Annotated in this window: 17 protein-coding genes; 8 read left to right on the plus strand and 9 right to left on the minus strand. The window is 64.9% G+C overall.

Annotated features, from left to right (window positions below; all coding sequences use genetic code 11):
- Positions 1 to 13: 13 nt before the first annotated feature.
- The 3 genes from IFT76_RS03770 to IFT76_RS03780 form a co-directional block, all read right to left on the minus strand.
- Positions 14 to 1,720 carry an amidase gene (locus tag IFT76_RS03770; RefSeq protein WP_192057441.1) on the minus strand — a complete coding sequence of 569 codons (1,707 nt, stop codon included), beginning with the start codon at positions 1,718 to 1,720 and terminating at the stop codon, positions 14 to 16.
- A 17-nt stretch (positions 1,721 to 1,737) separates the two neighbouring features.
- On the minus strand, positions 1,738 to 2,118 hold the full coding sequence (locus IFT76_RS03775; protein ID WP_192057442.1) for a RidA family protein: 381 nt from the start codon (positions 2,116 to 2,118) through the stop codon (positions 1,738 to 1,740).
- A gap of 77 nt (positions 2,119 to 2,195) precedes the next feature.
- Positions 2,196 to 4,166 (minus strand): BCCT family transporter, encoded by a 1,971-nt coding sequence (locus IFT76_RS03780; RefSeq protein WP_192057443.1) that lies wholly within the window; start codon positions 4,164 to 4,166, stop codon positions 2,196 to 2,198.
- Between the two features lie 228 nt (positions 4,167 to 4,394).
- On the opposite strand from IFT76_RS03780, the gene IFT76_RS03785 reads away from it, so the two are divergent.
- Positions 4,395 to 5,162 carry a CHAD domain-containing protein gene (locus tag IFT76_RS03785; protein WP_192057444.1) on the plus strand — a complete coding sequence of 256 codons (768 nt, stop codon included), beginning with the start codon at positions 4,395 to 4,397 and terminating at the stop codon, positions 5,160 to 5,162.
- 25 nt (positions 5,163 to 5,187) lie between these two features.
- Here IFT76_RS03785 and IFT76_RS03790 read toward each other — a convergent pair whose 3' ends face one another.
- Positions 5,188 to 6,495, minus strand: a complete 1,308-nt coding sequence (locus IFT76_RS03790; RefSeq protein WP_446731043.1) for a methyl-accepting chemotaxis protein — start codon at positions 6,493 to 6,495, stop codon at positions 5,188 to 5,190.
- 590 nt (positions 6,496 to 7,085) lie between these two features.
- Between IFT76_RS03790 and IFT76_RS03795 the strand changes: the two genes are divergently transcribed.
- Together IFT76_RS03795 and IFT76_RS03800 are read left to right on the plus strand one after the other, a co-directional pair.
- Positions 7,086 to 7,514, plus strand: a complete 429-nt coding sequence (locus IFT76_RS03795) for a DUF2231 domain-containing protein (RefSeq protein ID WP_192057446.1) — start codon at positions 7,086 to 7,088, stop codon at positions 7,512 to 7,514.
- The gene (locus tag IFT76_RS03800; RefSeq protein ID WP_192057447.1) at positions 7,511 to 8,803 is read left to right on the plus strand and encodes a PQQ-dependent sugar dehydrogenase; all 1,293 of its coding nucleotides are present in this window, start codon (positions 7,511 to 7,513) and stop codon (positions 8,801 to 8,803) included. Before IFT76_RS03795 ends, IFT76_RS03800 begins: the two co-directional genes overlap by 4 nt.
- An 85-nt stretch (positions 8,804 to 8,888) precedes the next feature.
- Here the strand turns inward: IFT76_RS03800 and IFT76_RS03805 are convergent, their stop codons facing one another.
- Positions 8,889 to 10,085, minus strand: coding sequence for an aminotransferase class V-fold PLP-dependent enzyme (locus tag IFT76_RS03805; RefSeq protein ID WP_192057448.1), 1,197 nt, complete (start codon positions 10,083 to 10,085; stop codon positions 8,889 to 8,891).
- Positions 10,086 to 10,249: 164 nt separating this feature from the next.
- On the opposite strand from IFT76_RS03805, the gene IFT76_RS03810 reads away from it, so the two are divergent.
- On the plus strand, positions 10,250 to 11,428 hold the full coding sequence (locus tag IFT76_RS03810) for an MFS transporter (protein ID WP_192057449.1): 1,179 nt from the start codon (positions 10,250 to 10,252) through the stop codon (positions 11,426 to 11,428).
- 12 nt (positions 11,429 to 11,440) lie between these two features.
- Here IFT76_RS03810 and IFT76_RS03815 read toward each other — a convergent pair whose 3' ends face one another.
- Positions 11,441 to 13,129, minus strand: a complete 1,689-nt coding sequence (locus tag IFT76_RS03815) for a Na/Pi cotransporter family protein (RefSeq protein ID WP_122478967.1) — start codon at positions 13,127 to 13,129, stop codon at positions 11,441 to 11,443.
- Between the two features lie 344 nt (positions 13,130 to 13,473).
- Between IFT76_RS03815 and IFT76_RS03820 the strand changes: the two genes are divergently transcribed.
- The 3 genes from IFT76_RS03820 (at position 13,474) to IFT76_RS03830 (ending at position 16,804) form a co-directional block, all read left to right on the plus strand.
- Entirely contained in the window at positions 13,474 to 15,654 is a 2,181-nt protein-coding gene (locus IFT76_RS03820) for a TonB-dependent siderophore receptor (RefSeq protein WP_192057450.1), read from the plus strand.
- A gap of 68 nt (positions 15,655 to 15,722) precedes the next feature.
- On the plus strand, positions 15,723 to 15,884 hold the full coding sequence (locus IFT76_RS03825; RefSeq protein WP_185793771.1) for a DUF2986 domain-containing protein: 162 nt from the start codon (positions 15,723 to 15,725) through the stop codon (positions 15,882 to 15,884).
- A gap of 149 nt (positions 15,885 to 16,033) precedes the next feature.
- Positions 16,034 to 16,804, plus strand: a complete 771-nt coding sequence (locus tag IFT76_RS03830) for an SDR family NAD(P)-dependent oxidoreductase (protein WP_192057451.1) — start codon at positions 16,034 to 16,036, stop codon at positions 16,802 to 16,804.
- Between the two features lie 42 nt (positions 16,805 to 16,846).
- Here the strand turns inward: IFT76_RS03830 and IFT76_RS03835 are convergent, their stop codons facing one another.
- Positions 16,847 to 17,545 (minus strand): tRNA (adenine(22)-N(1))-methyltransferase TrmK, encoded by a 699-nt coding sequence (locus IFT76_RS03835; protein ID WP_192057452.1) that lies wholly within the window; start codon positions 17,543 to 17,545, stop codon positions 16,847 to 16,849.
- Positions 17,546 to 17,629: 84 nt separating this feature from the next.
- Positions 17,630 to 18,622, minus strand: coding sequence for an alpha/beta hydrolase (locus IFT76_RS03840; RefSeq protein ID WP_342214292.1), 993 nt, complete (start codon positions 18,620 to 18,622; stop codon positions 17,630 to 17,632).
- Positions 18,623 to 18,762: 140 nt separating this feature from the next.
- Between IFT76_RS03840 and IFT76_RS03845 the strand changes: the two genes are divergently transcribed.
- Positions 18,763 to 19,530, plus strand: a complete 768-nt coding sequence (locus tag IFT76_RS03845; RefSeq protein ID WP_192057454.1) for a substrate-binding periplasmic protein — start codon at positions 18,763 to 18,765, stop codon at positions 19,528 to 19,530.
- 61 nt (positions 19,531 to 19,591) lie between these two features.
- Here IFT76_RS03845 and IFT76_RS03850 read toward each other — a convergent pair whose 3' ends face one another.
- Positions 19,592 to 21,781 carry an OsmC domain/YcaO domain-containing protein gene (locus tag IFT76_RS03850; protein WP_192057455.1) on the minus strand — a complete coding sequence of 730 codons (2,190 nt, stop codon included), beginning with the start codon at positions 21,779 to 21,781 and terminating at the stop codon, positions 19,592 to 19,594.
- Positions 21,782 to 21,856 lie beyond the last annotated feature (75 nt).

A 21,856-nucleotide genomic window follows, 5' to 3' on the forward strand; every position in this document is an offset into this window, starting at 1 on the left:
GTCAGCCGTACGCTCAGCGCTGCAAGGGTGGCGTGCGCGGTGGAATCGCCCGGCGGTTGCCCGTGGCTTCGAAGGCCGCGGCGAACCGCAGCAGTTGCGTGTCGTCGTAGGCGCGGCCGGCGAACGTGAGACCCACCGGCATGCCAATGTCGGCCATCAGGCCCATCGGCACGGTCACGGTCGGCACGCCCAAATGGCGGATCGCCAGATTGCCGTTGGCCACCCACACACCATTGCTCCAGGCGATGTCCGCCGCGGCCGGGTCGACGTCGGCATTGGCCGGTGCCACGTCGGCGACGGTAGGAAACACCACGGCATCCAGCTGCAGTGCCTGCAGCCAGTCTTCCAGGTCGATCTTGCGGGTGTGTTCCAGTGCACGCAGGCCGTCGGCGAGGGTGTCGATCCGGTCCCACGGGGTGATGCCCCGCTCGGCCATCTTCACGTACTCGTCCATACCGGCGGCCAGGTCGCCTTCGCGGTTGGGCAGCGTGCCGGGGTCGTGCGGAAAGATCAGCGGGCCATCGACGTCCACCAGGCGGTTGAGCGCCGGGTCGCCATTGGCGCGCAGGAAATCGTCGAACGCCCAGGCGGTCAGGTCCCACAGCTCATGGTGAAGGAACGCCGGGTCGACGATGCCGCGGTTGAACACGGTTGGCGCACCCGGTCGGTCGCCTTCGCAATTGGACACCAGAGGGAAGTCCACTTCCACGACTTCGGCGCCAGCCGCCTCGAGGGCGCGCCGTGCCTGCTGCCACAGTTCGATCACCGAAGCACGGGTGTGGATGCGCTGCCCGGTCGGGCCGCCGATGCCCGATTGCTCCGCAGTGCCCGCCAGCGGGTCGGCATTGATGTACATGCGCGGGACGCCGAAACGCTTGCCCGCCAGTGCCTCGGCGGGCGCGGCCAGCTCCAGGTAGGACGCCGGGCGCACGCTGGCGACCTGGGGTATCGGCACCCAGGGTTGCAGGCGCCACAGGTCGCCCCGGGTGTCGGGGTCGTCGGCGACCACCACGTCGAGGATTTCCAGCAGATCGGCCATGGTGCGAGCAAATGGCACAACCACGTCCATGGTCGGCGTCAGTGGCCAGTTGCCGCGCACCGAGATGATCCCGCGCGAGGGTGTGTAGGCGCACAGACCATTGTTGGACGCAGGGCCGCGCCCGCTGGACCAGGTTTCCTCGGCCAGGCCGAAGGCCGCGAAACTGGCGGCGGTCGCGGTGCCGGCGCCATTCGATGAGCCGGACGCGAAAGGCGCCGTGAGAAAGTCGGCGTTGTACGGGCTTTCGGCGCGTCCATAGACACCGCGCTGCATGCCCCCGTTGGCCATCGGCGGCATGTTGGTCTTGCCCAGGCAGATCGCCCCGGCAGCGCGCAGGCGCTCGACGGTGAACGCGTCGCGCTGCGCCACCAGTCCGGCGAAGGCCGGGCTGCCGGAAGCTGCGGTCAGGCCCTTGACCAGGTAGCTGTCCTTGGCGGTGTAGGGGATGCCATCGAGTGGCCCCAGCGTCTGGCCACTGGCGCGACGTGCATCCGCCGCGCGGGCTTCGGCCAGCGCCGAGGGGTTCGGCACCACCAGCGCGTTCAGCGCGGTGGGCGTGTCGGCGCCGTCGTAGGCGGCGATGCGCTGCAGATAGGCCTGGGCCAGCTCGACAGCGGTGGTCTGGCCGTTTTCCAGCGCGGCGCGCAGTTGCGCGATGGAAACCTCGGTGACTTCGATCATGCTGCTCTCCTGCACGATCAGCCCTTGGCTGCCATGGCGGTGACTTCCACGCGCATGCCTGTGGCAGCGAGCGCGGTGATGCCCACCGCCGCACGCACCGGCCAGGGTTTGGCGAAAAAGCGCTGGTAGACCTCGTTGAACGCGGGACGATCGGCGATGTCGGTAAGGTAGATGGTCAGGTGCAGGACGCGATCGAGCGAACTGCCCGCCGCCTCCAGCGCCACCTTCAGCGCCTGCAGCGTGCATTCGCTCTGCTCGGTGATGCTGCCCAGCTCCAGGCTGCCGTCGGCGCGAGTCGGGATCTGGGTAGTCACCAGCAGGCCGCCGAAGCCTGCAACGTCCGAGGAAATCGACTCGGGGTCGGGGTCTGGCAGGAACGTGATGTCGGAATGGGCCATGGGAGGCTCCTGAAATGAGGGATGGCAATGGCCGGCATGTTACCGCCCGGCCATTGCAAATTGAAACGGCGTGAAGCTCAACCCACCAGGTGCAGGAAGTGCATGTGCCGCTCGTAGTGGTCGAGAATGTCGCCGATCACCTCGTCGCGGGACCAGCCCATCACGTCGTGATCCTGGCCACCCTCGCGCAGATGCACTTCGGCGCGGAAGTATTTGCGCTCTTCGCCCGGCGGCCCGCTCATGACGAAGCTGGGTGTGGCATAGGCATGGGGCCTGATCTCGTAGATGAAAGCGGTGTCGGTAGGACCGACGCTCAGGCGCACGCCGCCCTCCTCTCCGTCTTCAACGGTGCAGTCGTAACCCTGCAGGCGCCATTCCTCGGCAACGCCAAGGCACGCCGGACGTGCCACGTCCTCGATGAAACGAACCACGTGGGCACGCCGCGGAAACATCGCCAGGGTGCGCAGGCGGCGCTGCCAGGTGCCGCCGGTACGCGGCGTGCTTGGCGAGATGGCCAGTGCCTGGTGACGCAGGTCACGCTTGGTGGCGTCGAGCTTGAGCGCCTTGAGCAGGCCGCGCATGCTCAGCAGCAAAGCCAGGGTAAAGGGCAGCGCGCTGGCGATGGTTGCGGTCTGCAAGGCCTTGAGGCCGTCGGCCAGCAGCAGCGCGATCGCCACCAGGCCCATGCTCGAGGCCCAGAAGATGCGCTGGCGCACGGGGGTGTTTTCCGAACCGCCGGACGCAAGCATGTCGACCACCATGGCGCCGGAGTCGGCGGACGTCACGAAGAACACCACTACCATGATGATCGCCAGCGCGCTGATCACCCCGGAAAACGGGAAGTGCTGGAGAAACGCGAACAGTGCCAGGGAGGTGTCCTTGTCCACGGCAATGCCCAGGTCCACCATGCCCTGCTCGAGGATCATGTGGATCGCGGTGTTGCCGAACACGGTCATCCACAGCAGGGTGAACGCGGTAGGCACCAGCAGCACGCCGGTGACGAATTCACGAATGGTGCGGCCGCGCGAGATGCGCGCGATGAACAGCCCCACGAACGGCGACCAGGCCAGCCACCAGCCCCAGTAGAACAGGGTCCAGCCGCCGATCCAGTCGGTGGGCTGGTAGGCATTGAGGTTGAGCGTGCGGCTGACGATTTCGCTCAGGTACCCGCCGGTGTTCTGCACGAAAGTCTGCAGGATCAGCACGGTGGGGCCGAGAATCATCACCATGGCCATCAGCAGTACGGCCAGCCCGAGGTTGAGCTCGGACAACCGGCGGATGCCCTTGTCCAGCCCGGACACCACCGACAGCGTGGCCAGCGCCGTGGTGCCGATGATCAGCGCGATCTGGATCGGGATCGACACCGGCACGCCGAACAGCGCGTTGAGGCCGGTGTTGATCTGCGCCACGCCGAAGCCCAGCGAAGTGGCCACACCCAGCACCGTACCGATGATGGCGAAGATGTCCACGGCATGCCCGATGGGGCCGTAGATGCGCTCGCCGATCAGCGGATAGAGGGCTGAACGCAGCGTCAGCGGCAGGCCGTGGCGAAAGCTGAAATAGGCCAGGATCAAGGCGACGATGGCGTAGATGGCCCAGGCATGCAGGCCCCAGTGAAAGAAGGTGATCTTCATCGCCTCGCCCGCCGCAGCGACCGTGGCACCCTCCCCGTAGGGCGGGTTGAGGAAATGCATGACCGGCTCGGCGACGCCGAAGAACATCAGGCCGATGCCCATGCCTGCCGAAAAGAGCATGGCAAACCAGGTCATGCTGCTGTAGTCCGGGGTGCTGTGGTCCGGGCCCAGCTTGATGTCGCCGTAGCGACTCACGCCCAGGAACACCACGGTGCCCAGGATGATCGCCACGGCCAGGATGTAGAACCAGCTGACGTTGGTGAAAATCCACTCTTGCACCACGGCAAAGAAGGTCTGCGCCTGCCGCGGCATCAGGCTGGCGAACAGCACCAGCAGCAACAGCAAGATGGCCGATATCCAGAATACCGGTGGGTTGAGGGTCGAGGGTTTGACGGGGTCTGACTTCACAGTCATCGAAAAGCTCCTGGTGGGACGTGCAGCGCTTGCCTGCGGTGGAAAGTGTAGGTGTGACCGCACTGGGCCCTCGAGGTTTAGCGGACAGGAAAATCAGTCACCCGTTTGCGGTTGATGTATTTGCAAACATATTCATCCGTGCACTTGGGCAACGTTGGCCAGGCCTTCCGGTCTATCACTGAACAGGCGTTCGCGACGACGCTGCGTGACTATCTATTGGAGGATTCGATGGCATTTGTCGACAGCTATGTGAAAGAGATCATCGCACTGGAAGTGGCGCTCTTTCATGCGCGGGTACGTCTGCAGGCAGCGACCGACGAAGAGGCGCTGCACGATCTGCGCATTGCCGTACGGCGCATTCGCAGCCTGTTGATACCGGTTCGTGCGCTGCCGGCGCTGCAACCGCTGCTGAGCGCAGCCAAGAACGTGGGCCGCTTCACCACGCCCACCCGCGATCTGGAAGTCATGGTGCAGGAGCTGGAGCGGCGTGGCTTGCACGGCGCGGCCGACAAACGTCGCGCGCGGCTTGCAGGCGAGCATCGGGTGATCGTCGACCATTCGAGCCTGAACGCCCTGTTCAGTGCGCTGGACACCTGGTCGGCCGCGTTCCGCGCCAGCGAACTGGGCAGCCACTCGCGAGCGTTCGAAAAGCTCGTGATCAAGACCCTCGACAAGCACGTGCGCAAGCTGCGGCACGCCTTGAAGGATGCCGAGTTCGACCGCCACGAACTGCGGATCCTGGTCAAGCGCACACGTTACCTGATCCAGGCGTTCGGGGACCTGTCGCCGCTGTCGCCCAAGGCAGAGAAATCCCTCAAGGCGGTGCAGTCGGCACTGGGCTCGTGGCACGACCATCACCAGTGGTGCATCAAGGTCAAGGTCGAGCCCGACCTGCAGCCGCTGCAGCGGGTCTGGCAAGAGGCGTCGGCCACGGAGCTGGCCAAGGCCGAAGTGGAGATGCGCAAGCTGGCGCGGCTGCTGCCCAAGGGCAAGTAGCGCCAGCTGGCGGCGGGGCGCTCGCTCAAGCCGCCTTGATGCGCGCGGTGACCTGAGCCAGTTCCGCCGACAATTGATGCAGGTGGCTGCTGGCAGCCTGGGTGCGCTCGACGCTGCCCTGGTTGGTGGTGGCGATGGCGGTGATTTCAACCAGATTCTGCGCGATGTCTTCGACCACCGCGTTCTGTTCCTCGGCAGCGGTGGCAATCTGCCGATTCATGTCCCTGATCGACTCGATGGTCTGGGTGATGCGGGTCAGAGTCTGACCCGCCGCCACCACTTGCTCGGCGCCCTCGTCGCTGCGCTTCTGCCCGCTTTCGATGGCCTGCACGGCGTTCACCGCGCCGGTCTGCACGGTGTCGATGATCTGATGGATTTCCTGGGTGGAGGCGGCGGTGCGCTGCGCCAGGGTACGCACTTCGTCGGCCACAACGGCAAACCCGCGGCCGGCATCGCCCGCGCGCGCGGCTTCGATGGCGGCGTTGAGCGCGAGCAGATTGGTCTGGTCGGCAATGCCGCGGATGACTTCCAATACCTTGCCGATGCGGCCACTGTCGTCGCGCAACTGACGAATGACATCGCCGGTCACGGCAATTTCACCGCGCATGCGGGTGATGGTATGGATGGTGGCTTGCATCGCCTGCTCGCCGTCCTGGGCTTCGCGGTCGGCGTCATCCGCCGCAGTGGCGGCGCCAGCGGCGTGGCGTGCGACTTCCTGGGCGGTCGCAGACATCTCCTGCATCGCCGTGGCCACCTGATCAGTGCGTTCGAATTGCTCGCTGGTGCCTTGCAGCATGACCGCAGCGATGGTGTTGAGCTCGCCGCTGGCCTGGTCCAGATTGGCCGTGCTGCGTTGCAGGCGGGTGAAGGTGTCGGCGAGGAAATCACGCAGGGTGTTCGCGGCCACGGCCAGGCGACCCAGCTCGTCACGGCGATGGCTGACCACGCGCTCGGCCAGATGACCCTGGCTCAGGCGCGCCACGTAGTCGATCAGATCGCGTACCGGGGTGACCAGGTTGCGGTTGACCAGCCACAGGCTCAGGGCCGTGATCAACAGGCCCGACACCAGCATGATGGCGATGCCCCAGATGATCGCCTGGTGGCCTTGGTGGTTGATCAGCAGCGATTGTTCGTCGGCGAGTGTACGCAGTTCGCTGACCAGGGCATTGAGCTGCTCGCTGGTAGCGCGGTCGACGCCTGCCACGGCGCGGTCACCGCTGGCAGCATCGGCGCCACTGGCCAGGAAGGCGTCGCGCCCCTTGCGATAGGCTGCACCCAGCACCGCGTGTTCGGCGCGCAGGCGTTGCGCATTCTGACTGATACCGGCGGGCACCCCCGGCAGCTCGCCGAGCGCTTGCAAGGTCGCCGCCACCGCGCGCTCCTGCTCCTCGAACTGCGCCCAATACTTGTCCGCCGCCTTGGCATCCTTCCCGCGCAGCAGCACGTTCTTCCATTCCTGCACCTGGGTCTTGAACTGAACGTTGGCCCGGTCGACCAGTTCAGTGGCACGCAGGGGGCCCGCCACCAGCGCCGTGTAGTCATCCAGGCTGGCCGCAAGAAACTTGAAGCTGCCCAGGGCGATCAGCAGCAGGATCAGCAACCCACTGGCCAGCAGCGCCAGGACCTGTGCGCGCAGAGACGTTTTGAACATGACAGACCTCGAGAAGGGGAACCCTGCGAAAGCATGGGCTGGCGTTGTATCGGCCACTCGAGGCGATTGCTTGAATGAAGATCGCGGCGGCCGACGGCCGGTGGCGTCTGGCTCGGGCCATTGCGCTGGGCTGCGCATGCGCCGCGTAAAATATTTCGACACGAAGCCTGGTGAACTAACAGTTGGCGTCGGCGATCCCTTGCTATGCGCACCCTGCGCCCCTGACGAGCCGGTACACCCGTGCCGATGTTGTCCAACGATGAGGAACAATCGTGACCACTTCTACCCAACTCGCCTATCGACACAGGCCAGGCCCGCTGCATGCGATCTTTCTGGCCGGCACCGTGCCGCTGTTTCTCGGCGCCCTGCTCAGTGATATCGCCTACTACCAGAGCTACCAGATCCAATGGAGCAACTTCGCCGCCTGGCTCATCGCCGGTGGCCTGGTGTTCTGCGGGCTGGCGCTGGTCTTTGCGCTGATCAACCTGATCCGTGCCGAGCACAAGGGCGGCCGTGCGGTGCTGTATTTTCTGCTGTTGCTGGTCACGTGGGTGCTGGGCCTGGTGAACGCCTTCGAGCACGCCAAGGATGCCTGGGCGGTGATGCCCACCGGGTTGGTCATGTCGGTGGTGGTGACCGTACTGTCGCTGGTGGCGGCATGGATCGGCTTGAGCAATCTGCGTTCGGGAGGTGTTCGATGAAATATTCAGGCGCATTGACGGCCTTGAGCATGGCGCTGCTGCTCGCCGGCTGCGGCAGCGAAGCCGACAGCACCCAGGCACGCGGGCCCGACCCGAAGTTGCCGGAAGCGCAGCGCGGCCTGCTGCCGAGCATGAAGATCGCCGAGCCGGTGGCGTGGGGTGACAGCAAGCCGACCGTGCCGCAAGGCTATACCATCAGCGCGATCGCCACCGGCCTGGCCATCCCGCGGCAGACCCTGGTCTTGCCCAATGGTGACATCCTGGTGGCCGAGGGTCGCGGTGGCAGCGCCGCCAAGCTCAAGCCCAAGGACGTGATCGCCAGCTACATCAAGGCCCAGGGCAACACCCAGGTCAAAGGCGGCAACCGCCTGACCCTGCTGCGCGACGCCGATGGCGACGGCACCTATGAGCTGAAAACGGTGTTCGCGGAAAACCTCAACGCGCCCTACGGCCTGGCCTATGCCAACAGCAAACTGTACGTGGCCAACCAGGATGCCCTGGTGCGCTTCGACTACACCGACGGGCAGACCAAAGCCAGCGCGGCACCGACCAAACTGGCCGACCTGCCGTCGGCGATCAACCACCACTGGACCAAGTCGCTGGCCATCAGTGACGACGCGCGCTACCTGTACGTGGGCATCGGCTCCAACAGCAATGTGACCGAACGCGGCATGGAGGTCGAGATCGACCGCGCCATGGTCTGGCAGATCGATGCGCAGACCGGTGCGCACAAGCCCTACGCGACCGGTATACGCAACCCGACGGCGCTGACCATTCAGCCGGGGACCGGCCAGTTGTGGGCGGTGGTCAACGAGCGTGACGAATTGGGCCCGGACCTGGTGCCCGACTACCTGAGTTCGGTACGTGAAGGCCAGTTCTATGGCTGGCCGTACAGCTACTGGGGCCAGAACGTCGATTCCCGCGCTCAGCCGCAGAACCCGGCGAAAGTCGCCGCTGCGGTCAAGCCCGACTACAGCCTGGGCTCCCACGTGGCTGCACTGGGTGTGGACTTCTCGATCCCGGCCATGGGCGAGAAATTTGCCCAGGGTGCATTCGTCGGTGAGCACGGCAGCTGGAACCGCGACAATCCCGTGGGCTACAAGGTGATCTTCGTGCCGTTCGCCGGTGACAAACCCGCCGGCGAGCCTATCGACTTCGCCACTGGCTTCCGCGGCGACGATGGCAAGACCCGCGGCCGCCCGGTGGGCGTCACGGTCGACCCGCGTGGTGCGCTGATCATCGCCGATGACCTGGCCAACACCATCTGGCGGGTCACCCCCAACCGTTGAGGCCGGCCTGGGGGCGCCCTGCCCTTGGGTGATCTGGATCTGCGCGGCACCCGCCGCGCAGATCTTCTATTGCAACCGCGTTCACTCACTCGCTCATCAGCGCCAAGGCGCTCGCCAAGGCATGCATGTCGGCTGGCGTGGTGTTGATGCCTGGCGTCACCCGTATGCAGGGCCCGCACGCCGAGCCGGCGCGGGCCACCGTGAAGATATTGAACTGCGCCAGCAACTGGTCGATTTTGCCTTGTTGATCCTCGACGTCGCGAAAGCGGAACGAGGCGATGCCGCACGCCAGGCGCGGATCGTCCGGCGTGAGCACTTCAATGCCGGGCAGCGCACGCGCCGCCGGCAACCAGAGGTCGCGCAGGTAGCGCAGGCGTGCACCCTTGACCTGCCAGCCGCCGAGCGCCTCATGTTCGGCAAACACGGTCGGCAGGCTCATCAGCGCCGGCACATTGGGCGTGCCGTAGGGTGTCAGGCAGCGTATGTCGTCGGCCGGGTAGCTGGGGTTGCCCATGTCGGGAGCGAAATCGACCAGGCGCTCGCGGCGTACGTGAATGACCCCGAGGCTGAGCGGCGCGCCGATCCATTTCTGCAGGTTGAAGCCCGCCATTTCCACGCCCATGTCGGCCAGATCGACTTCCATCTGGCCCAGCGAGTGCGCGCCGTCGAGAATCACGTCGATCCCGTGCGCCTTGGCCTCGCTGGCAATGGCTTTGACCGGCATGACCAGGCCGGTGCGGTGGGTGACGTGGGTCAGCGCCATGAGCTTGAGCCGCGGGTGGGTGACGAAGGCCTGGCGGTAGGTCTGAAGCAAGCCCTCGTAGCTGGCGGGGTGCTCGTGGACCAGACGCACCAGCTCGACGCCGCGGGCCTGTTGCAACCAGTCGAAGGCGCCCTGCACCGAGCCGTAGTCCAGGTCGCTGATCAGCACCTGGTCGCCCGGCTGCAGGCACTTGTAGTTGCGGATCAGTGAATACAAGGCTTCGGACGCACTGCGGGCAAAGGTGAGTTCGCCTGCAGGCACGCCCATCAGTTCGGCGAGCTGCTGGCGGATGGCGTCGGCCTCATGCTTGTCGAAGTGCTGGCGCACGTGCACCGAATTGCTCCGGTTGACATGACGGATCGCGTCTTCATAGGCGCTCACCACGCCTTCGCTCATGCGCCCGAAATAGCCGCCATCGAGGTTGATTGGCCCATCGTCGCGCGGGTAACGCGCTGCAACGTCCTTCCAGAAGGTTTCATCCATGGCCAGTTCGGCAGGGCTTTGCGTTACGCAGGGCATGACAGCGCTCTCGGTTGGAAAAGCCTGTGAGCATCGCCGCGCCGCTCGCGCGATGCAAGCGTCGGCGCCGACCGTCGCCGGGCATGAGTACAACGCCAATGGTTATTTGACCATTCGTTCAAGAATCCCTAGGGTAGCCAGCTTCATTTTTGTCCGAGATGCTCATGACCACCCGTTCCAAGCTTCCGCCGACCGTCTACCTGTTGGGTTTGACGATTTTCTCGCTGGTGACTGCCGAGTTCATGGTGGCGGGCATGATGCCAGCCCTGGCCTCGGCGTTTTCCGTGAGCCTGGCCCAGGTCGGCAACCTGATCGCCCTGTATGCCCTGGGCATGGCCCTCGGCGGACCGCCGGTCACGGTTCTGCTGCTGTCGCGCGGGATCAGCAATCAGCGCGCCCTGGTCGGGCTGCTGGCGGTGTATGTGCTGGCTGGCGCCTTGGCCGCGGCGGCGCCCACCTATACGGTGCTGGCACTGGCCCGGATCGTCATGGGGGTTTCCAGCGCGGCCTGCATCGGCCTGTGCATGACCCTGTGCGCGGGGTTGGTCAGCCTGCAGGACCGCGGCCGGGCCATTTCGGTGGTGCTGGCCGGGCTAATGCTGTCGCCGGTGGCCGGCGTGCCGGCGACCGCCTGGGTCGAACATCACTATGGCTGGCGTGCCAGTGCCTGGTTGGTAGTGGCGCTGGCCTCGCTGTGCACGGTGCTGGTTGCCACCCGCCTGCCTCGCGCCGAGGCTGGAGACGAGCCGTCGCTGGGCAGCCAGTGGATCAGCCTGAAGAATCGCAGCCTGTGGGGGGCCTACATCACCAGTGGCCTGATCATCGGTGCCACCTTCGCCGCCTTCAGCTATTGCACGCCGATACTCATCGAGGAAGTCGGCGTGGCGCCCGCCCAGGTGGCGCCGTTGCTGGCGCTGTACGGCGTGGCCAACGTGCTTGGCAACATGGTGGTAGGGCGCATCGCCGATCGGTACACCTACGCGGCGCTGGGTTGGGGCCTGGCGCTGCTGGTACTGGCCCTGGGCGGATTCGCCCTGGCCGGCCAGGTGTTCTGGCTGAACCTGGCCTGCTTCCTCACGGTCGGCCTGACCGGGGTGGCATTGAACCCGGCCATGGTCGCGCGGGTGATGAAAGCCGCCGAGCCCGGCGCACTGGTCAACACCCTGCACACCTCGGTCATCACTGCCGGGCTGGCACTGGGCAGCTGGGCCGGCGGCGCGGTGATCGATGCCGGGCTGGGCCTGCGAGCGCCCCTTTGGGTGGGCGCAGGCATGGCGCTGCTGGGCCTGCTCAGCCTGCTGCGACCCTGGTATCACGCTTCGCCAGCGGCCGCTGCGCGCTAGCCCCCAGGTCGGTTACAGCGGCTTGGCCAACACCCCTGCCGGGGCATGGTCGGCCGCCGTGGCTGGTTCGCCCTGGTCCAGTTCACGCGACACCGACAGGCGTTCCTCAGCGATGCGCTGGACCAGATTGAGCGCGCGCTCGGCGCTGCCCAGCAATGCCAGAATTGCGCCGCGTTCATCCCAGCCAAGCTTCTGTTCGCCCTGCAGGCAACGTTCGCGCAAGGCCAGCAAGTCCTTGGCGTGGGCATTCGGCAGGTAGACCCCTTGCGGCCCCTTGCGCACCGCCGGCTCGACGATATCGAGGATGGCGTCGATGATCTTGCGCGCGTTGGCGCTGAACACCTGACGCTCGATGCGGCGGGTGATCTGCGACAGGGTTCGGGTCAGGCTCGCGCTGAAATCCTCTTCCTCGATGAGGCTGGCCAGCAGGTTGGTCTGGCGCGCAGTCAGATCGTTCTTGAACATCTGCGCGGTGTAGCCGCGGATCTCCTGGCTCAGGGTGTCCAGCGCGTGCTCATGTTCCGTGGCGTTCTTCAGCGCCTGGGACTGGCCGCGCGCTGCATCCAGCAGCAAACCCATGCCTTGGCCATGGCGGGTCAGTTCCTGGCTGACCGCCGCGACACCGGTGTTCACGCTGGCCAGCGCGGCGCGGTCGAGATAGCGCGGCACGGCATAGTCCTCCTCGTCGCTGCGGCTCGCGCCGATGCGCGACAGCACGCGGTCGAACACGCCGATGAAGGGAAACATCAGCGCCGTGTTGAAGATATTGAAGCCGATTGAATAGAGCCCCACTGCCACGGGCACCAGCGGGAAGCTTTCCTTGCCGTCGACCATTTCCGAGCGGGTGACGTCCATGCCGAACAGGCCCATGGCGCCTTGCAGGATGTCCATGGACAGGAAGAACAGCGGAAACATCACTGCTACGCCGATGAAGTTGAAGGCGATGTGCGCGTAAGCGGCGCGCTTGGCGTTCTTCGACAGGTTCAGCGAAGCCAGCCATGAGGTGACGGTGGTGCCCAGGTCGGCGCCCAGGGAGAACGCGACGGCGGTCTGCCAGTCCAGGATGCCCGCGGCGCCCAGGCCCATGACGATGCCGATGGTGGCTGAGGACGAATGGATCATCGCGGTGATGCCCGCGGCAGTCAGCACGCAGATGGCCAGCCCGGTATAGCTGTCGGCCTGGAGACTGGAAATGACCGACATCACCTCGGGCAGGCCGCGCAGGGGTTTGAGGCCGCCGGTGAGCAGGTTCAGGCCATAGAAGATCAGCGAGAAGCCAATGATGGCCAGCGCCAGGTGACGGGTTTTCTCGCTCTTGCTGAACACGTAGACCAGGGCAAACACCCCGGCGAAGATCAGCCCCAGCGGACCCAGCGGCATGGCGATCAGGCCGTTGCCCAGGGTGGTGCCGATGTTGGCCCCCATGATCACGCTGATGGCGGGTCGCAGGCCGACCACGCCGGCGTTGACCAGGCCAACCACCATGACTGTCATGGCCGTGCTCGATTGCAGCACGCCGGTGATCACCGTGCCGGCGGCCAAGCCTTTCACCGGCGTGCCGGCCAGCTTGGCGAGCCAGGCGCGCATGCGGTTGGCAGCCAGGTTGTTGATGCCATCGGACATGAACTCCAGGCCGAGCATGAAGATGCCCAGACCACCGATGACGGGGACCAGCAGGTCTTTGAAGATATCGATTTCCATGGCGGCTCTTTGCGGTAGGGAAGAAGGCCGGCGCCCGGGGTGTGATGATCGAAGCTAGACATGAAATGTGACATATGGGTGACGCGTCGGCCCTGTAGGCCCTGGCCGCGACCACCGGTACCTTCGGGACCCCGTAGGAGCGGTCATCGGCCGCGAATGGAGCGCCACGGATCGGCTGATGCATCGTGGCGCCGGGTTCGCGGCCGATGACCGCTCCTACAAGCCAGCGAGCAATTCGCAGAAAGGAAGGTGGTTTTTTTGATACGCCTGCGCCATGTGTAGGAATTTTCTGAGACAATAGTGCTAACGATTCGCATTAACCTTGTCTGGCCAGGAAGCTTTACATGTCACGCCCTACCCCGCTGCAACGCCCCCACGCTCCGCGCAATCTGTTGGCAGTGGCCATTTGCATGGCCACGATGGCCCCGGCACTGGCTGCCGATGGCGCCCAGACCCAAGGACAGACGGCCCCGGGCGTCATCGAATTGGGTGCCAGCCAGATCACCTCGGATTCGTTCCAGCTGGGCAGCTTCACCGAAGGCTCGCAGTCCTACACCACCGGCGCCATGGCAACCGCCACCAAGCTGCCGCTGAGCCTGCGCGAAACGCCGCAATCGGTGACCGTGATCACCCGTCAGCGCATGGATGACCAGGCCATGACCAGCATCAACGATGCGGTGCGCGCCACCCCGGGCCTGTTCCTCAACTATGCCAACGGCCCCGGCCGCCAGGCCTATTCGGCGCGCGGCTTCGACATCGACAACCTGATGTACGACGGCATACCCAGCGGCTATTCGGGCGTCACCATCGGTGCCCAGCCCAACCTGGCCATGTTCGATCGGGTCGAGGTCGTGCGCGGCGCGACAGGGCTGGTGACCGGTGCCGGCAACCCCTCGGCGGCGATCAACCTGGTGCGCAAACGGCCATTGGCCGAGCAGAAGGTGACCTTGACCGGCGCTGCCGGCAGCCACGACGACTACCGTGGCGAGATCGACGCGTCCAGCCCGCTCAACGAGGCCGGCACGCTGCGGGGCCGAGTGGTGGGTTCGTACCGAGACGCAAACAGTTTCATCGACGGCGTCGAAGAGGACCACGGCCTGTTCTACGCCGTCACCGAGGCGGACCTGGGCGAAGACACCCTGCTGACCCTCGGTTTCTCCCATCAGAAAGACAAGACCAACTACTTCTGGGGCTCCTCGATGATCGGCCAGGACGGCCATCATCTGGACCTGCCGCGTTCCTACAATCCGGGTACCGACTGGGAAAACAAGGACCAGGAAATCAATACCGTGTTCGCCGAAGTGCGCCAGCGCCTGGCCAACGACTGGAACCTGCAGGTCAACGCCAACTACGCCGAGCAGAACGGCTTGTTCTCCGGCTCTTATCAGTCGCGCTGGGTCAACAACACGCTGGCACGTACCGTCTACCAGTCCGCCCACGACGAAAACCAGGCCGGCCTCGATGCCTTTGCCAGCGGCCCGTTCCAGGCGTTCGGGCGGACCCACGAACTGGTGGTGGGGGCCAGCAAGCGCATCTACGACATGACCACCCACAACTACGACCCGTACGACACCAACTGGCCGATCGACGCCGGCAAGCCGAACTTCACCCACACCGACAACGGCCGCGAAGTCACTACCCAGGATGGCGTGTACCTGACCACGCGGCTGAGCCTTGCCGACCCGCTGAAGCTGATCCTGGGTGGTCGGGTGGACTGGTACGACTATGACAATCGCGACGGCGAAGGCGACTACAAGGTGACTCGCAACGTCACCCGCTACGCCGGCCTGATCTACACGCTGGACGACCACCATTCGGTGTACGCCAGCTACAGCGATATCTTCACCCCGCAGAGCGCGCAGGACACCAGCGGCACGCCGGTCAAGCCGATCGTGGGCAAGAACTACGAAATCGGCATCAAGGGCGAGTACTTCGACGGCGCCTTGAACGCCAGCCTGGCGTTGTTCCGGGTCGACCAGGAAAACCGCGCGGTGCAGATCTTCGTCGACAACTGCCCGCAACTCAGCTGCTACGAAGCCTCGGGCGAGGTGCGCAGCCAGGGTATCGACTTCGAGCTGCAAGGGGCGCTGACCGATAACTGGCAGGTGGGCGGTGGCTACACCTACGCGCGGGTCCACACGCTCAAGGACAACGCGAACCCACAGAATGAAAACCAGCGTTTCGACACCGACATTCCCGAGCACCTGTTCAAGGTCACCACCAGCTACCGCTTCCAGGGCCCGTTGGAAAAACTGCGCGTGGGCGGCACCTTGTCCTGGCAGAGCCGCCTGTACAACGACATCGACCTGGCCGACGGCAGCCGCTACCGCCTGGAACAGGGTGGCTATGCCATCACCGACCTGATGGCCGGCTATCAGGTCAACCGCAACCTGGACCTGCAGTTGAATGCCAACAACGTGTTCGACCGCAAGTACTACAATGCCATCGCCAACTCGACCAGCTATGGCGGCGACAGCTACGGCAATCCGCGCAACCTGATGCTGACGGCCAAGTACAGCTTCTGATCGGGCGCAACAAGCGGGTCGATGAGCCGTACTGGTATCATCGCCCCACTTTCCGCCTGGGCCACGCCATGAATCGCCGCAAGAAAATCAAACAGCTGTTGCAGGCACACGCCAAGAAGGCCAGCGCCAAGCTGGCGCCACAGAGCAAGGACCGCTACATCAGCAAGGCCGATCGGGCGAAGCTGGCGCTCGAGGCGGATGCCCCGAGCCCGGCCGCCGAGCAGGACTGACGCGAGTTCGGGTGGCGCGTCACGGGCCATGCGGCGGCAGTGTGCGGTCGCCTGTCAGGGCGCAGGGTCGCTATCCATGAACGCCCCCGAGAACGTTCGACCGCAGTGCCGGGTCCTATCGGTACGATCCTTGTTCCGGGCGGTGCAGCATGGCGTTGATACCCGATCTATCCAGTGGCGCCTGCGCGCTGATCTGTGGTGCCAGTCAGGGCATCGGCTTGGCGTTGTGCGAGCAGCTGTTGCAGCGTGAGGATGTCGCGCAGGTGTTTGCGGTCTCCCGCGAGGCCACCACGAGCGTCGAACTCGCGGCATTGGCCCAGCGCCATGGATCGCGGTTGGTCACTCATGATTGTGATGCGCGCGATGAGCAGGCGCTGCAGCGGCTGGCCAGTGCAGTAGCGGGCGATTGCAATCATTTGCACCTGGTGATCAGCACGCTGGGCATTCTGCATCAGGACGGCGCGCGGCCGGAAAAAGGTCTGGCGCAACTGGAGCTGAGCAGTCTGCAGGCCAGTTTTGCCACCAATGCCTTTGCGCCGGTGATGCTGCTCAAGCATCTGCTGCCGTTGTTGCGCAGACAGCCGGCCACCTTCGCGGCGCTGTCGGCCCGCGTCGGTTCGATCGGCGACAACCGCCTGGGTGGCTGGTACAGCTATCGCGCCAGCAAGGCGGCGCTCAACCAGCTGCTGCGCACCGCCAGCATCGAGCTCAAGCGTTTGAACCCCGCCGCCACGGTCCTGGCCTTGCATCCGGGCACCACCGACACCCGCCTGTCCCAGCCCTTTCAAGCCAACGTGCCGGCCGGCAAACTGTTCGACCCCGATTTCGCCGCACGCTGCCTGCTCGAATTGATCGGCCAGCACGGACCGACGCAGACCGGCAGCTTCTGGGCCTGGGATGGGCAACCCATACAGTGGTGAGTCCGACGCACCGCGTAAGCTATGACACGGCTTACGCCGCTGCTACAAGGGATTGAGGGATTCGATCCAGTCGATGTGTTCGGCCAGTTCCACTCGTTTGCTTTCGAGCCCGTTCTGCCGGGCGTGGGCCAGCCGCTCGAGGGTGCGGCGCTTGAGGTGCAGCAGGCGTTGCCACTTGGCCAGGAACGCCGGCGTACGTCGCTGCAGTTGCAAGGGCCCGAAAAACAATTCCTGTGGGCTGTACGCGACCGGCTCGCCAGGGTCAGCGACGATGATCTCGTAGTCGAAGCGATTTTCCCGCAGCACCTCTTCATGGCGGATGCCATAGCCATTGTCCATCAGCCACTGGCGCAGGTGGCGTTCACCGCCATTGGGCTGCAGGATCAACCGCTCGCCGGTGCTCAAACGAGCCTTGCCCGCCTGCAGAATGTCGCGAATGGTTTCGCCGCCCATCCCGCACAAGGTCACCGCCGAGATCCGATCGCTCGCTTCGATTGCCGCCAGGCCGTCGGCCTGACGCACGCTGATGCAATGCGCCAGCCCGTTCTCGTCAACGCTGCGCCGGGCCGCCAGAAACGGCGTCAGGGCGACCTCCCCGACCACGGCCCGAGGGACGATGCCACGCAGGACCAAGGCCACCGGCAGGTAGGCATGATCCGAACCAATGTCAGCCAGACGCGCGCCGGCGGGGACCTGAGCGGCGACCTGCTCCAGGCGGTGAGACAAGCTCTGCGGGTTCACGAGGCAACGATTCTCCAGGTTCAACGCGTGCCGTTCAGGCCCGCATGGGCGGGCATTCTGGCGAGCACGCCGGGGTATTTCAACTCATCCGGCAGGATCCTGCGCAGCGCGTGCCGCCAGCAGGCGGACGACCCATTCACGGCTGTATGCCAGCGCCCGCGCGGCCATGGGCGTGGGGAAGTGGATGAAGCCATGGGGCGAGGCCGGCAACAGGCGCAGCTCCACGCTGGCCACCCTGCCCCAGCGTTCGGCCATCAGCAGGGTATCGTCGCGCAATGGGTCCAGTTCACCGACGAACATCAGCGCCGGCGGCAGTCCATCAAGGTCGCCATGCAGCGGCGACAGCGACGGTTGCCGCCGTTGCTCGTCGTCCAGGCCGGGGGTTAGCCGACGGAAGGCCTCGAGCATGCCTGGCCCGTCCAGCACCAGGGTTTCGGGGCCCGCATCGCGCACGCTGGGCGTGCCGGTCAGGTCGAATACTCCGTAATACAGCAGCGCCCCGCACACGCGCTGCAGCAACGCCGGCCATCGCTTGAGCTGCAGCAGCGTGGCCGCTGCCAGGTGGCCACCGGCGGACTCACCGACCATGATCACCGGCAGGCCCTCGAGCTCGGGAAAGCCGCCACCGAGCACGCAGCGCGTGGCCGCCAGGCAGTCGTCGAGCAAACCCTGCAGCGGGGTCGACACGGCCAGCCGGTAGTCCACCGAGACCACCGCCACGTCACAGGCCTGAACCAGGGCGATGTTCACGTCATCGTTCATCTGCGCGTTGCCGATCACCCAGCCGCCACCATGGAAATCCAGCACCAAGCCCTTGGCAGGCCCCTGCGGGCGGATGATGCGCACCCTCACCGGAACGGCATCGGCGCTGACCAGCACGCGGTTCTCGATGGCCAGGCCATGGTTGACAGGCTTCAGCGCCTTGCCCAGCTGGCCGGCACGCAGCAGTGTCTGGATCAGCATTGGCGTGACGCGGTTGCGGATGCGGAACCGCGGCAGGCGCTCGAGGGTCTTGTTGAAGCGCTGCGCCTGCGCGATCTGCGCTGCATCGAACGACCAGCTTTGCTTGGTCTCCACCTGGAGTGTCCTCAGTGCGTAGGTATGTATCGGATATGGATGGGCTGAGGTCGACGCGGTTCCCATGCGAGCAGGTAGCGCCATTAGCGACTATGCTGGCCGTCCAGGAGCCTGCCATTGAAAGTCATCGGATCGTTGCCATGGGTCATCTGAACCGCACTTGCGGATTGCTGTTCAAGTCTGTCTGCGGTCTGCTGCTGTGCAGCGCCCTCCTCCCGGCTGCCTGGGCCGCGCACCCGCGCACCTTCGATCTGTACATGCCCGAGGCGCCGCCGCTGAGCATGGCGGGGGATGCGGGCCAGCAAGGCATCGTTGCTGACGCCGCTCGGCAGGCCATGACGCTGGCGGGCTATCGCATGAATACCAACGTGCTGCCCTGGCTTCGCGCGCAACGCACGGTGCAGCACGGGCAGGACATGCTTATCGTGCCGCTGTCGCGAACTCCCGACAGGGAAACCAGCTACACCTGGATCGCCCCGATCATGAGCATGGACCGGGCGTTTTTTACCCTCGACAAGCGCGTCGACAGCTTTGCCCAGGCACGTCGGACCTATCGACGGATCGCCGTGGGCATGGGCAGCGCGCAGGAGCGCAAGCTGTACGACGAAGGGTTCGATGCGTCGCAGATCTACCCGTTGCGCATCGGTGAGAATCCGGCGCAGATGCTGCTGCTGGGACGGGTCGATGCCTGGTTCAACGGGGTGCCGGAATCGCAGTACATCTGGCGCCAGGTTTCCAAGCAGCCGCTGCTGATGAGCCCGGTGCTGATGACCACGGACCTGTACCTGGCGTGTTCGAAGACATGCTCGCCGCGCGTGGTGAGCAGTTTGCGCAAGGCGGTGGAGACGCTGCACCGCAACGGCTCCATCCAGCGTCTGCTGGACCATTACCTGCCTGCCGCGCTTTGAAGACGGTGTAGCCTTTTTCCGTAGGAGCGGCCCGTGGCCGCGAAAAGGGCAGCGCGGGGGATCAGGCCCTGGCGCGGGCGCTGTGCAGTTTCTTGTAGCTGTCGATCAGGCGCAGATGACGGTCCAGCCCTTCGAGCTTCATGCTGGTCGGGGTCAGGCCGTGGAAACGCACGCTGCCATCCACGGATCCCAGCGCCGCCTCTATCCGCGCGTCACCGAACATGCGGCGGAAGTTGAACTCGTAGTCGGCCATGTCCAGGTCACTGTCAAGCTGCACCTCGAGCACCACGTTCAGCGCCTGGAAGAACAGCCCGCGCTCCAGCGTATTGGCGTTGTACTGCAGGAACATTTCGACCAGCTCCTTGGCGTCGTCGAAGCGCTCCAGCACCAGCTGGATCAGCACCTTCAACTCCAGAATGGTCAACTGCCCCCACACTGTGTTCTCGTCGAACTCGATGCCGATCAAGGTGCGGATATCGGTGTAGTCGTCCAGCTCCGACTCTTCCAGGCGCTGCAGCAGGTCGCCCAGCGCGTCGTCATCGAGCCGGTGCAGATTGAGGATGTCTTCGCGGAAAAACAGCGCCTTGTTGGTGTTGTCCCAGATCAGATCCTCGATCGGATAGATCTCCGAATACCCCGGCACCAGAATCCGGCACGCCTTGGCGCCCAGGTGCTCATAGACCGCCATGTACACCTGCTTGCCCAGGCCATCGAGAATGGCGAACAGGGTGGCGGCTTCCTCGGCATTGGCATTGTCGCCCTGTGCGGTGAAATCCCAATCGACAAAGGCAAAATCGGCCTTGGCACTGAAGAAGCGCCACGACACCACGCCGCTCGAATCGATGAAATGCTCGACGAAGTTGTTCGGCTCCATCAGCGCATGGCTTTCGAAGGTCGGCTGGGGCAAGTCGTTGAGCCCCTCGAAACTGCGGCCCTGAAGCAACTCGGTGAGGCTGCGCTCGAGCGCTACTTCCAGGCTTGGATGGGCGCCGAACGAGGCGAACACGCCGCCGGTGCGCGGGTTCATCAAGGTCACGCACATCACCGGGAAGCGACCGCCCAGGGAGGCATCCTTGACCAGCACCGGAAAGCCCTGCTCCTCCAGCCCCTGAATGCCGGCCTGGATGCCGGGATAGCGCGCCAGCACCTCGGCCGGGACGTCGGGCAGCGCCAGTTCGCCTTCGAGAATCTCGCGCTTGACTGCGCGCTCGAAGATCTCCGACAGGCATTGCACCTGGGCCTCGGCCAAGGTGTTGCCGGCACTCATGCCGTTGCTCAGGTAGAGGTTTTCGATCAGGTTGGACGGGAAATACACCGTCTCGCCGTCGGACTGGCGCACGAAAGGCAGCGAACAGATGCCCCGCTCCACGTTGCCCGAGTTGGTGTCGTAGAGGTGAGAACCGCGCAGTTCGCCGTCGGCGTTGTAGATGGCCAGGCAGTGGGCATCGAGTATATCGGCAGGCAGCGCATCCTTGCGGCCCGGCTGGAACCAGCGCTCGTCGGGGTAGTGCACGAAGGCCGCATTGGCGATGTCTTCGCCCCAGAACTGATCGTTGTAGAAGAAGTTGCAGTTGAGTCGCTCGATGAATTCACCGAGAGCCGACGCCAGCGCGCTTTCCTTGGTCGAACCCTTGCCGTTGGTGAAGCACATCGGCGAGTAGGCATCGCGGATGTGCAACGACCATACGTTGGGCACGATGTTGCGCCACGAGGCGATCTCGATCTTCATCCCCAGCCCGGCAAGGATGCCAGACATGTTGGCGATGGTCTGCTCCAGCGGCAGGTCCTTGCCCAGCACATAGGTGCTCGCCCCTTCCGCCTGCGCGGGCATCAGCAAGGCCTGGGCATCGGCGTCGAGGTTGTCGACCTCCTCGATGATGAAGTCCGGGCCGGTCTGCACGACCTTCTTCACGGTGCAGCGGTCGATCGAGCGCAGGATGCCCTGGCGGTCCTTGGCCGACATGTCCGCTGGCAGTTCGACCTGGATCTTGAAGATCTGGTTGTAGCGGTTCTCCGGGTCGACGATGTTGTTCTGCGACAGGCGGATGTTGTCGGTGGAAATATTGCGGGTGTTGCAATAGAGCTTGACGAAGTACGCCGCGCACAACGCCGAGGATGCCAGGAAGTAGTCGAACGGGCCCGGCGCCGAGCCGTCGCCCTTGTAGCGGATCGGTTGGTCGGCCACCACCGTGAAATCGTCGAACTTGGCTTCAAGTCGAAGGTTGTCGAGAAAATTGACCTTGATTTCCATGGGGCAGCACCTGATGACAGCTAAAACGAATGGCCGGCATTATCCGGTTTTTTGGCGTCTCCGTCTTGGGCGATC

The sequence above is a fragment of the Pseudomonas sp. CFBP 13727 genome (genome assembly GCF_014841915.1).
GTDB lineage: Bacteria > Pseudomonadota > Gammaproteobacteria > Pseudomonadales > Pseudomonadaceae > Aquipseudomonas > Aquipseudomonas baltica.